This is a genomic window from Dactylosporangium siamense (genome assembly GCF_016862795.1).
GTDB classification, from domain to species: domain Bacteria; phylum Actinomycetota; class Actinomycetes; order Mycobacteriales; family Micromonosporaceae; genus Dactylosporangium; species Dactylosporangium siamense.
In genome coordinates this window covers 26,575-37,390 of the sequence record NZ_BONQ01000136.1, presented here as the reverse complement: position 1 = coordinate 37,390, position 10,816 = coordinate 26,575, and the positions used below count along the sequence as shown (strand labels likewise).

Annotated in this window: 11 protein-coding genes; 7 read left to right on the top strand and 4 right to left on the bottom strand. The window is 72.4% G+C overall.

Annotated elements, in window-relative coordinates; all coding sequences use genetic code 11:
- Nucleotides 1-38: 38 nt before the first annotated feature.
- The 3 genes from Dsi01nite_RS43275 to Dsi01nite_RS43265 form a co-directional block, all read right to left on the bottom strand.
- Nucleotides 39-1,625, bottom strand: a complete 1,587-nt coding sequence (locus Dsi01nite_RS43275; protein ID WP_203852253.1) for a methyl-accepting chemotaxis protein — start codon at nt 1,623-1,625, stop codon at nt 39-41.
- 63 nt (nt 1,626-1,688) lie between these two features.
- Nucleotides 1,689-2,945, bottom strand: coding sequence for an MFS transporter (locus tag Dsi01nite_RS43270; protein WP_203852252.1), 1,257 nt, complete (start codon nt 2,943-2,945; stop codon nt 1,689-1,691).
- Nucleotides 2,942-3,514, bottom strand: coding sequence for a TetR/AcrR family transcriptional regulator (locus Dsi01nite_RS43265; RefSeq protein ID WP_203852251.1), 573 nt, complete (start codon nt 3,512-3,514; stop codon nt 2,942-2,944). The genes Dsi01nite_RS43270 and Dsi01nite_RS43265 overlap by 4 nt, the downstream gene beginning before the upstream one ends.
- Before the next feature lie 55 nt (nt 3,515-3,569).
- Between Dsi01nite_RS43265 and Dsi01nite_RS43260 the strand changes: the two genes are divergently transcribed.
- The 6 genes from Dsi01nite_RS43260 to Dsi01nite_RS43235 all read left to right on the top strand — a co-directional run bounded on the left by Dsi01nite_RS43260 (nt 3,570) and on the right by Dsi01nite_RS43235 (nt 9,358).
- Nucleotides 3,570-4,775 carry an FAD-dependent monooxygenase gene (locus tag Dsi01nite_RS43260; RefSeq protein WP_203852250.1) on the top strand — a complete coding sequence of 402 codons (1,206 nt, stop codon included), beginning with the start codon at nt 3,570-3,572 and terminating at the stop codon, nt 4,773-4,775.
- 45 nt (nt 4,776-4,820) lie between these two features.
- Entirely contained in the window at nt 4,821-7,127 is a 2,307-nt protein-coding gene (gene lon / locus Dsi01nite_RS43255) for an endopeptidase La (protein WP_203852249.1), read from the top strand.
- 150 nt (nt 7,128-7,277) lie between these two features.
- The gene (gene nth / locus Dsi01nite_RS43250) at nt 7,278-8,162 is read left to right on the top strand and encodes an endonuclease III (protein ID WP_203852248.1); all 885 of its coding nucleotides are present in this window, start codon (nt 7,278-7,280) and stop codon (nt 8,160-8,162) included.
- Between the two features lie 22 nt (nt 8,163-8,184).
- Nucleotides 8,185-8,634: an SMI1/KNR4 family protein gene (locus tag Dsi01nite_RS43245; RefSeq protein ID WP_203852247.1), complete on the top strand. Its 450-nt coding sequence runs from the start codon at nt 8,185-8,187 to the stop codon at nt 8,632-8,634.
- Complete coding sequence (locus tag Dsi01nite_RS43240) at nt 8,624-8,983, top strand: nucleoside triphosphate pyrophosphohydrolase family protein (protein ID WP_203852246.1); 360 nt, start codon at nt 8,624-8,626, stop codon at nt 8,981-8,983. The genes Dsi01nite_RS43245 and Dsi01nite_RS43240 overlap by 11 nt, the downstream gene beginning before the upstream one ends.
- A 66-nt stretch (nt 8,984-9,049) precedes the next feature.
- Nucleotides 9,050-9,358, top strand: a complete 309-nt coding sequence (locus tag Dsi01nite_RS43235; protein ID WP_203852245.1) for a hypothetical protein — start codon at nt 9,050-9,052, stop codon at nt 9,356-9,358.
- An 8-nt stretch (nt 9,359-9,366) separates the two neighbouring features.
- Here the strand turns inward: Dsi01nite_RS43235 and Dsi01nite_RS43230 are convergent, their stop codons facing one another.
- Nucleotides 9,367-9,615 carry a hypothetical protein gene (locus Dsi01nite_RS43230; RefSeq protein WP_203852244.1) on the bottom strand — a complete coding sequence of 83 codons (249 nt, stop codon included), beginning with the start codon at nt 9,613-9,615 and terminating at the stop codon, nt 9,367-9,369.
- Nucleotides 9,616-9,771: 156 nt separating this feature from the next.
- Between Dsi01nite_RS43230 and Dsi01nite_RS43225 the strand changes: the two genes are divergently transcribed.
- Complete coding sequence (locus tag Dsi01nite_RS43225) at nt 9,772-10,758, top strand: malate dehydrogenase (protein WP_203852243.1); 987 nt, start codon at nt 9,772-9,774, stop codon at nt 10,756-10,758.
- The last annotated feature ends 58 nt before the right edge of the window (nt 10,759-10,816 follow it).

The following is a 10,816-nucleotide window of genomic DNA, read 5'->3' as shown; positions in this document are numbered from 1 at the left end:
GGTCAGTGCCGTCGACACGGTCAGTGCCGTCGACACGGTCAGTGCCTGAAGCCGCCGACGATCGCCCGCAGCTCCTCCGACATGCTGGTCAGCTCGGCTGCCGCCGTACGGGTCGCCTGCGCGCCGTGCAGCGTGTTGTCCGCGGCGTGCACCACCTCGCCGATGCCGCCGTTGATGCGGTCCGCGCCGCTCGCCGCCACGTTCAGGTCGCCCGCCATGCTGGTCGTGACCGCGCTCTGCTCCTCGACCGCGGAGGCGATCGTCGTCTGGTACTCGTTGATCCGGCCGATCACCCGCGCGATCTCCGAGATGGACTCGACGGCGCCGGCGGTGTCGGTCTGGATCGCGCGGACCCGCTGGCCGATCTCCTCCGTGGCCTTCGCGGTCTCCTGGGCGAGGTCCTTGACCTCGCCGGCGACGACCGCGAAGCCCTTCCCCGCCTCGCCCGCGCGGGCCGCCTCGATGGTGGCGTTCAGGGCGAGGAGGTTGGTCTGCTCGGCGATCGACGTGATCACCTTGATGACGTCGCCGATCTCGGCCGAGGAGGAGCCGAGCCGGACCATGATCTGCTCGGCGGCGGCGGACGCGTCGACGGCCTGGCCGGCCACGGAGGCCGCCTCGGAGGTGCTGATCGCGATCTCGCGGATCGAGGCGTTCATCTCCTCCGCGCCGGAGGCGACGGCCTGGACGCTGCTGGAGACCTCGTGCGAGGAGCCGCTGATCTTCGACACCTCGCCGGCGGTGCGTTCGGCGCCGTCGGCGAGGCCGCGGCTGGCGTTCTGCAGCTCGTCGGCGCGGGCGGCGAGGCTGGTGCTGCTGCTGGCCAGGGTCTTCACGGCGGTGCGCATCCGGGTCGTGGCCCGGCTCAGCGCCGCCGCCATCTGCCCGAGCTCGTTGCTCGCCGCGAACGGGGTCTCCCGGGTCAGGTCACCCTCGCCGACGGCGGTCAGCACGTCTCGGACCTGCAGCAGCGGCCTGAGGATCGCCTGCGCCAGCACCATCGCGACGGCGATCGCGAGGATCAGCCCGCCGACGAGGACCACGGCGACCAGGAGCCGGGCCTGGTTGCGGGCGTCGTTGGCGTCGGCGAGCCGGGCCTGCGCCGTGGCGCGCGCCACGTCGGCGAGCACGGTGAGCTTCTGGGCCGCCTGCTCGGCGACCGGCGCCGCCTGCTTGACGAGGAATGCCTGCCCTTCGCCGGTCCTGCCGGCGGCGATCATGTCCATGCCCTGTTTGAGCTTGCCGAGGTAGTCGGCCCAGGTGGTGCTGAACGCGGTGATCGCGCTGCGTTGGGCGGCGTCCAGGTCGCGGCCTGCGAACCGCTGGGCGGCCTCGTCGATGTCGCCCGCGGCCGCGTCCCGCGCCGCGTTGAACTGGGCCCGCTGCGTCGGGTCCGGCAGCGAGTTCGCACCGATGCCGTAGAACCGGTACCGCCATACCGCCTCGCGCAGGTCCGCGGCGTCGGCGGTGGGGAGCAGGGCACGGCTGTACATCGCGTCGGCGCTGTCGGCGACCTGCGAGATCTTGTACAACCCGATGCCGCCGACGGCGGCGGCCACCAACCCCGCGACCGCCACCGCGATCATGATGTTGTGGCGCACCTTGAGCGACGCGAACCGACTCACCGGAATACCCCCTGTCAGCACTTCAACCGCTCCTATCGGTTGAGGTCGAACAGAGCTGAGGCCTTAGCCGACCAAGCGGTTGCGACCGGACAGGACGGCGAACACCGCCATGACGGCCGTCAGTGCGCACAGGACCGCGATGGGCAGCGTCCATGAGCCGCTGCCGTCCCGCAGCGCGCCGAACAGGACCGGACCGACGGCGGCGAGGGCGTAGCCACCGGTCTGCGCCATCCCGGACAGCGCCGCCGCCTGCGCGTGGTCCGTCGTGCGCAGGCTGAACAGCGACAGGCACACCACCAGGATCCCGCCGGCGCCGAATCCGGTCACCACGATCGACACCAGCGCCCACGCCGCGGTCCACGGCAACCATTGCAGCCCCGCGGTGCCGAAGCCGATGCAGGCGACCCCGACCAGCCCGACGAGCCGCTGATCCGGCATCCGGTGCAGCGCGACCGGGGTGACGAGGTTCGCGGCGACGGCGGCGGCGAGGTACGCGAACAGGTGCCACCCGGCCGCCTGCGCCGGGATGCCGTGGTCGCGTTCCAGCGACGGCAGCCAGGTGATGAGCACGTAGAAGGCCATGGACTGCAGCCCCATGAACGCCGTCAGCTGCCACGCGAGCGCGGTCCGCCACGGTGGTCGAGGTCCGGCCGTGGGCGCGGTGATGGTCGCACTGTGCGTTTTCGCCGCGGCAGGTGTACGGCTGGCAGATCCGCCGACGGCAACGGGTCGGACGGCGTCGGGCGCGTCGGTGGCCGCGACGGGGGACGGTTCGGGTGCGGGGCGGATCACGCGCGGCAGCCAGGCGACGGCCGTCACCGCGACCACCGCGACCCAGCAGGCCAGTCCCGCCCGCCAGCCGCCGGTGAGTGCGGCGAGGGGCACCGCCGTACCCGACGCAACCGCCGCGACCACACTCTGCGTCGCCGAGTATCCGCCGGACAGCTGCGCCACCCGGGTGGGGTGGTCGCGTTTGACGAGGCTCGGCAGGAGGACGTTGAACCCGGCGATCGCCGCGCCGACCGCCGCCGTGCCCAGCCACAGCGCGACCGGCACCGGGGTGGAGCGCACCGCGATCCCGGTGGCGAGGACGGCGACGGCCAGGCCGAGGGCGCGTTCCAGGCCGATCCGCCGGGCGACCAGCGGCGCGACGGGAGAGAAGCCGGCGAACGCCAGCAGCGGCAGCGTCGTGAGCAGGCCCGCGGCCGCCCCCGACAGGTGCTCCGAGGCCCGGATCTCCGCGACGAGCGGCCCGACCGCGGTCAGCGGCGCCCGGCCGACCGCGCCGAGCAGCAGGATGCCGCCGACGCGCCGGTTCACAGCGAGTCGGCGATCATCCGCAGCGCCTCGGCCAGGTCGCGGCCCGTCGGTGCGTTGGCCGGGTCGATCAGCCACTGGGTGAGCACGCCGCTGATCAGGGCCTGGTAGAACGAGCCGAGCTGGAACGCCTTCTGCGGCTCGGTGGCGATGTCGACGCCGTGGAACACCGAGGCCCACAGCCCGCGGGCGTCCTGCATGCCCTCGGAGATCATGGCCCGGATCGCCGGCGCGTGCTCCATCTGCACGAACGCGTCGAACGACGCCAGGAACGCGGGACGGTGCGCGGCGATCGAGGCGATCACGCTGTTCCAGTACGCCTCGAAGCGCGGCAGTCCACGCAGCCCGTCGGCGTTCGTGCTCAGCAGCGCGGTGGCCAGCTGCGTGCCCCAGTCTTCGAGGGCCTTCTCCAGGGCCGCGTTGAGCAGGGCCTCGGTCGAGCCGTAGTGATACCCGATCGAGCCGAGGTTGGTGCCGGACGCGGCGACGATGTCGCGGGCGGTGGTCCGCCCGTAGCCCTTCTCGTAGATGCAGCGCACGGCGCCGTCGAGAAGGTCCTCGCGATGTCCCATGGTCCAGATCCTAGGGTCTATACAAGCGTATAAGACGAATGTATATTTCCGAGCCATGGACATCCTGATCTCCGGCGCGAGCGTCGCCGGCCCCTCCCTCGCCCTCTGGCTGCACCGCGCGGGACACCGCGTCACCGTCGTGGAGCGGGCGCCCGCGCTGCGCGGCGGCGGCTACGCGGTGGACTTCCGCGGGCGGGTCCACCTGGAGGTCCTGCGGCGGATGGGCCTGCTGGACGTGATGCGGGCGCGGGCCACGCACATGGGCGACATCGCGATCGTCGACCGGCATGACACGGTCAGGGCCACCCTGCCGTCGGCCATCTTCAGCGGCGACCTGGAGCTGCTGCGCGGCGACCTCGGCGCGGTGCTGTACGCCGCGACCAGGGACGACGTCGACTACGTCTTCGGCGACTCGATCGCCTCGATCGCGCAGGACGCCGACGGCGTCGACGTGACCTTCGAGCGCGGCGCGCCCGCGCGGTTCGACCTGGTCGTCGGCGCGGACGGGGTCAACTCGAAGGTGCGTGAACTGGTCTTCGGCCCGGTGCCGCAGCGCTCCCTCGGCGTGTACGGCTGCATCTTCACGATGGCCAACGAGTTCGGCCTGGACCGCGCCGGCCTCATGTACAACGAGCCCCGCCGGACCGTGACCATCGGCGGGATCAATCCGGAAAAGGCAGTTATCTCACTGTTCTTCACCGCCGACGGGCTCGAGCACGACCGGCGCGACGTCGAGCAGCAACGGCGCATCGTCGCCGACGCGTTCGAGGGCACCGGCTGGAAGGTGCCGCGGCTGCTCGAGGCCATGCGGACCGCGCCCGACTTCTGGTTCGACTCCACCACCCAGATCCGGATGGAGCGCTGGTCCCGCGGCCGCGTCGTGCTGGTCGGCGACGCCGGCTACGCGGGTGGCCCGGGCGGCAACGGCACCGGCCTCGCGGTCGTCGGTGCGCACGTCCTGGCCGGTGAACTCGGCAGGCTCCCGTTCGAGCGGGCGTTCCAGGAGTACGAGCGGCGCCTGCGTCCCTACGTCGAAACCTGCCAGAAGCAGGCGTCCGGGGGCTCGGACTTCCTGGTCCCCTCCACCGAGAAGAAGATCGCCCAGCGGGACCGGTTCTTCCGCACGATCCGCTACCTGCCGCCGGTGAAGCACCTGTTCAGGCACCTTGCCACCCGGACCGCCACCGCCTTCGACCTGCCCGACTACGGTGGCCTGGGTCACACGCGGGACCTTTCCGGGAACAGAGGGAACCTTTTGTAACTTAAGCCTGACACGCTCAACCCACACTGATGGCAGGTGTCAGACATGGCTACTCTTCCGGTTCTTCCCCTGACCGACGACGTCCTGCTCCCCGGCATGGTCATCCCCGTCACGCTCGACGCCACCACCCAGGCGGCCGTCGACGCGGCCCGGTCCGCCGGTGACAAGCGCGTCCTCGCCGTCCCGCGGGTCGACGGCGAATACGGCTCCTTCGGCGTCGTGGCCGTCCTCGAGAAGGTCGGCCGGCTGCCCAGCGGCGAGCCCGCGGCGGTCGTGCGCGGCCTGGCCCGGGCCCGCATCGGCGCCGGCGTCCCCGGCCCCGGCGCGGCGCTGTGGGTCGAGGCCACCCTGCTCGACGAGCCCGCCCCCGCCGGCAAGGCGAAGGAGCTGGCCAGGGAGTACAAGGCGCTCGTCATCGGCGTGCTCCAGGAGCGCGGCGCGTGGCAGGTCATCGACACCGTCGAGCGGATGACGGACCTGTCCGAGCTCGCCGACTCCGCCGGCTACGCGCCGTGGCTCACCCTGGAGCAGAAGATCCAGCTCCTCGGTGCCACCGACGTCACCGCCCGGCTCGAGCTGCTCGTCGAATGGGCCCGGGGCCACGCGGCCGAGCAGCAGGTCAACGAGAAGATCAACCACGACGTGCGCGAGGGCCTGGAGAAGACCCAGCGCGAGTTCCTGCTGCGCCAGCAGCTCGCCGCGATCCGCAAGGAGCTCGGCGAGGACGAGCCGTCCGGATCGGCCGACTACCGCACCCGGGTCTCCGAAGCCGACCTGCCGGACGTCGTCCGCGAGGCGGCGCAGCGTGAGGTCGACCGCCTGGAGCGGGCCAGCGACCAGTCCCCGGAGGCGGGCTGGATCCGCACCTGGCTCGACACGGTCCTGGAGATGCCGTGGAACGTGCGCACCACGGACAACACCGACCTGGCCGAGGCCCGCGCGATCCTCGACGCCGACCACGCCGGCCTGGCCGACGTGAAGGACCGCATCCTGGAGTACCTCGCCGTGCGCAACCGGCGGGCCGCCCTGGGCAAGGAGGTCGTCGGCGGCCGTGGCTCCGGCGCCGTGCTCGCCCTCGCCGGCCCTCCCGGAGTCGGCAAGACCAGCCTCGGCGAGTCCGTCGCCCGGGCGCTGGGCCGCAAGTTCGTGCGGGTCTCCCTCGGCGGCGTGCGCGACGAGGCCGAGATCCGCGGCCACCGCCGCACCTACGTCGGCGCGCTGCCCGGCCGGATCGTCCGTGCCCTGCGCGAGGCCGGCTCGATGAACCCGGTCGTGCTCCTCGACGAGGTCGACAAGCTCGCCGTCGGCTACGCCGGCGACCCGGCCGCGGCCCTGCTCGAGGTCCTCGACCCGGCGCAGAACCACACGTTCCGCGACCACTACCTCGAGGTCGACCTCGACCTGTCCGACGTGCTGTTCCTGGCCACCGCCAACGTGGTGGACACCATCCCCGGCCCGCTGCTGGACCGCATGGAGCTGGTGACCCTGGACGGCTACACCGAGCAGGAGAAGGTCGCCATCGCCCGGGACCACCTGTGGCCCCGGCAGCTGGACCGCGCCGGCCTGACGTCCGACGAGGTCACGATCAGCGACAGCGCGCTGGGCGCGATCGCCGCCGAGCACACCCGCGAGGCGGGCGTCCGGCAGCTGGAGCGGGCCCTGGCGAAGGTCCTGCGCAAGGTCGCGGTCGCCTACGCCGACGAGCCCGTCCACGTCGACGACGTGGTGCGCTACCTGGGGCGGCCCCGGTTCACCCCGGAGTCGGCCGAGCGCACCGCCGTCCCCGGCGTGGCGACCGGTCTCGCCGTCACCGGCGCCGGCGGCGACGTGCTCTTCATCGAGGCCACCTCGATGGAGGGTGACCCCGGCCTGACCCTGACCGGCCAGCTCGGCGACGTGATGAAGGAGTCGGCCCACATCGCGCTGTCCTACCTGCGCTCCAACGGCCGCCGCCTCGGCATCGACCCGAACGAGCTCGCCGCACGCCGCATCCACCTGCACGTCCCGGCGGGCGCGGTGCCGAAGGACGGCCCCAGCGCCGGCATCACGATGGTCACGGCGCTCGCGTCCCTGGCCACCGGGCGTGCCGTCCGCCCCGAGTTCGGCATGACGGGCGAGGTCACCCTCGCCGGCCGGGTCCTGCCGATCGGCGGGGTTAAGCAGAAGCTCCTGGCCGCGCACCGGGCCGGCCTCACTGAGGTCATCATCCCGAAGCGCAACGAGCCCGACCTGGACGACCTGCCGGAGGAGGTGCGTTCACAGCTGACCGTGCACGCCCTCGCCGACGTCGCCGACGTGCTCGCCCTGGCCCTGCGCCCCGCCGACGTCGCGACCCTGGTGACGACCGGCTGACCGACGACGAACCCGCCGCCCGCCGAACACGCGGGCGGCGGGTTCGTCGTGCGTGTCGTCCAGACCGCCCGCGCGACGGCCGACGGTGACAGCCCGAGGCACCCGCGGGGCGGACCTCGGCGGACGGCGCGGCGACGTAGGCTCGTCTGCGTGCCGAGCCGGAACAGGACCCCAGCAGCCGCCGAACCCGCCGCCGCAGCGCCCGTGAAGAAGGCGGTGGCGAAGCAGGCGGCAGCGCCGAAGGTGGCCGACGCCACCGCCACCGAAGCCACCGCCGCGACGAAGGCGGTGGCGAAGAAGGCGCCGGTCAAGAAGCCCTCGAAGGCGGCCGTGGTCGTGGTGCCGGCCGGGCCGGACCTCGAGCAGACCAGGCGGGCGCGGCGCATCCTGCGGCTGCTCACCACCAGGTATCCGGACCCCGTCCTCGAGCTGGACTTCGCGTCGCCGCTGCAGCTGCTCGTCGCCGCCGTCCTCGCCGCGCAGACCCTCGACGAGCGGGTCAACCTCGTGACCCCGGTCCTGTTCGCCAGATACCCGACGGCCGAGGACCTCGCCACGGCCGAGCCGGCGGAGATGGAGGAGATCCTCCAGCCCGTCGGGTACTACCGGAAGAAGACCCAGATCGTCATGAAGCTCGCGGCGACCCTGGTCGAGCGGCACGACGGCGAGGTGCCCGGCACGTTCGAGGAGCTCGTCGAGCTGCCGTGGGTGGGCCGCAAGACGGCCAACATGGTGCTCGGCAACGCGTTCTCGGTGCCGGCGATCTCCGTGGACACGCACGTCGGCCGGGTCGCGCACCGGCTCGCCTGGGGGCCGGAGAACGACGTCGAAGGCACCGAGGCCGCCATCGCGGCGCTGTTCGACCAGAAGGACTGGGTGTCGGTCAACCTGCTGTTGATCCTGCACGGCCGGCGCACCTGTCACTCCCGCAAGCCGGCGTGCGGCGCCTGCCCGCTTGCCGAGGACTGCCCGTCGATCGGCCTGGCCGGCAAGGGCGAGCTCGACCCGGAGAAGGCCCGCGCCCTGCTGAAGTGACCGCCGGTGGCAGACTGCTCCGGTGCGATTCGCCGAGTTCGACGTCCTGCTGCAGCAGGCGTTGCGGCGGTACGCGGCCCTCGAACGCGACGGTGACGTCGCCGTCTTCGACCACTGGCGGGCCACCGAGGCGGACCTGATGCGGGTCCAGCGGTGGCTGGGCGTGCGGCTGCCGGAGCAGTATCGGGGGTTCCTGCTGCGGTACGGTGCCGGCCGCTTCCTCTTCGTCGAGCTCCTCCCGGCCGACGAGGGCCGCCGCTGGGTCGAGACGCTCCTCGGGGCCAACGAGGCCGGCAGCGGGTTCGTCGCCGTCGCGCCGGTCGGCACCGGCGACTACTGGGGCTTCGTGGTCCACGACGGGATCTGTGAGGACGCGGTGAGCTTCCGGTATCACGAGGACGGCGCCGTCGAACCGGCCGCCGACGACTTCCTGGAGTTCGTCGCCACGGAAGGGCTGCGCGTTGGCAGGTGATCCGTTCGGCATCGGCTCGGACGTGTGGCCGGGCCTGGCGAAGGTCGCGGAGGAGGCCGGAGAGCTGCTCCAGGTCGTCGGCAAGCTGGTGGCCACCGGCGGTCGCACCGAGCACTACGACGGCTCCGACCTGCGCGCGCGCCTGGTGGAGGAGTGCGGCGACCTGCTCGCCGCGATCGGATACCTCACCGCCGCCAACGGCATCGAGGCCGAGGTCGCCCGGCGGGCGGCCGGTAAACGCGAGACCTTCGACGGCTGGCACCGGCGGGAGGCGATCGTCAAGCCCCCCGGCCCTCACGATCGCCCACCCGCCGGCCCGCCCGATCAGACCTCCGCGGTGAGCCCGTAGACCTACGAAGACCTCCGAGGCTCCGGGAGGGTTGCGTCGCGGGTCACACCGGCACAGCATTGACACATGCCGACACCCCACCCGCAACGGGTTGCCTGGGACGGTGCCCGGACGATCGTGCGGGCCTGCGCCGACCGTGAGTGGGCGATCTGGTTTGCCAACTGGATCAACGCGCAGGCCGGGCCGCCGTTCGGGCAGCTGGTGATGGAGTGCCGGGCGCGCCTCGTCGCCGGGTACGGCTACGAGGCCGCGGCGCTGGAGGCCGGCATGTGGCGGGTGCGGCTCGGCGACCTGATGCGGGAGCGACCGGACCTGATCGAGCCGCTCGCCGAGGTCGTGCGCGAAGCCGCGGACCGCATGCGCAGCGCCGCCTGAGGGAGTGGCTATCGCAGCGCCGGTTGGCGGGTCTCGCGCTGCGCGGACTCCACCACCTCGCCGCGGGTGTCGCCGAGCCACACGACCGGGTTGACCGGCGTGCCGACCCGGCTCAGCAGCCCCGTCTCGTCGGTCCACGCCACCAGCGGGACCGGCTGCACGTGCTCGGTCTGCCAGCCGATGACGCGGCCGGCCTGGATCTCGTCGTCGGCGGCCGTGGCCAGCCACAACACCTGGGTCTGCGGGATGATCGTCATGCACACAGTGATGCCCCGGCGACGGAAGGTGCAATCACCTCAGGGCTGACCGAGTGCTCCAAGCCACACCGGAACGCCATTGGGTGAACGGTCGTTGGGGGGCCGGGGATAGTTTGTGTGGAGAAGCACACCCGCCGCTGCCGCAGGAGAAGTCTGATGAGCGAGTCCGTGAACGTAACCGTGACCGGTGCCGCCGGCCAGATCGGCTACGCGCTGCTGTTCCGCATCGCGTCCGGTCAGCTGCTCGGCGCCGACACCCGCGTCAAGCTGCGCCTGCTGGAGATCCCGCAGGCCGCCCGCGCCGCTGAGGGCACCGCGCTGGAGCTCCAGGACGGCGCGTTCCCGCTGCTCGCCGGCGTGGACGTGTTCGACGACCCGAAGCAGGCGTTCTCGGGCGCCAACGTCGCCCTGCTCGTCGGCGCCCGCCCCCGCACCAAGGGCATGGAGCGCGGCGACCTGCTCGAGGCCAACGGCGGCATCTTCAAGCCGCAGGGTGAGGCGATCAACGCCGGCGCCGCCGAGGACATCAAGATCCTGGTCGTGGGCAACCCGGCCAACACCAACGCTCTCATCGCCCAGCGCAACGCCCCCGACGTGCCCGCGGAGCGGTTCACCGCGATGACCCGCCTGGACCACAACCGGGCCGTGGCGCAGCTGTCGCAGCGGCTGAGCGTGCCGGTCTCGGAGATCCGCAAGGTCACGATCTGGGGCAACCACTCGGCCACGCAGTTCCCGGACATCCTGCACGCCGAGGTCGCCGGCCGCAACGCCGCCGAGGCCGTCGGTGACCAGCAGTGGTATGCCGACGAGTTCATCCCGCGGGTGGCCAAGCGCGGCGCGGAGATCATCGACGTGCGTGGCGCGTCGTCGGCCGCGTCGGCCGCGTCCGCCGCCATCGACCACGTCTTCGACTGGGTCAACGGCACCCGCGAGGGTGACTGGACCTCGGTGGCGCTGCCGTCCGACGGCTCCTACGGCGTGCCGGAGGGCCTGATCTCCTCGTTCCCCGTGGTGTCCCGCGGCGGCAAGTGGGAGATCGTGCAGGGGCTGGACATCGACGCGTTCTCCCGGGCCCGCATCGACGCGTCCGTCGCCGAGCTCGCCGAGGAGCGCACCGCCGTGGAGCGCCTGGGCCTCATCTGACCCCACCGCCGTCGCCGGCCCGCCCACCCCGCACGGTGGGCGGGCCGGCGTGTCTCAC

Excerpts from the sequence above, each read along its gene's own strand:
- lon (WP_203852249.1), top strand. The coding sequence starts at position 4,821 with ATGGCTACTCTTCCGGTTCTTCCCCTGACCGACGACGTCCTGCTCCCC.
- Dsi01nite_RS43230 (WP_203852244.1), bottom strand. The coding sequence starts at position 9,615 with ATGACGATCATCCCGCAGACCCAGGTGTTGTGGCTGGCCACGGCCGCC.
- Dsi01nite_RS43225 (WP_203852243.1), top strand. The coding sequence starts at position 9,772 with ATGAGCGAGTCCGTGAACGTAACCGTGACCGGTGCCGCCGGCCAGATC.
- Dsi01nite_RS43265 (WP_203852251.1), bottom strand. The coding sequence starts at position 3,514 with ATGGGACATCGCGAGGACCTTCTCGACGGCGCCGTGCGCTGCATCTAC.
- Dsi01nite_RS43235 (WP_203852245.1), top strand. The coding sequence starts at position 9,050 with ATGCCGACACCCCACCCGCAACGGGTTGCCTGGGACGGTGCCCGGACG.
- Dsi01nite_RS43260 (WP_203852250.1), top strand. The coding sequence starts at position 3,570 with ATGGACATCCTGATCTCCGGCGCGAGCGTCGCCGGCCCCTCCCTCGCC.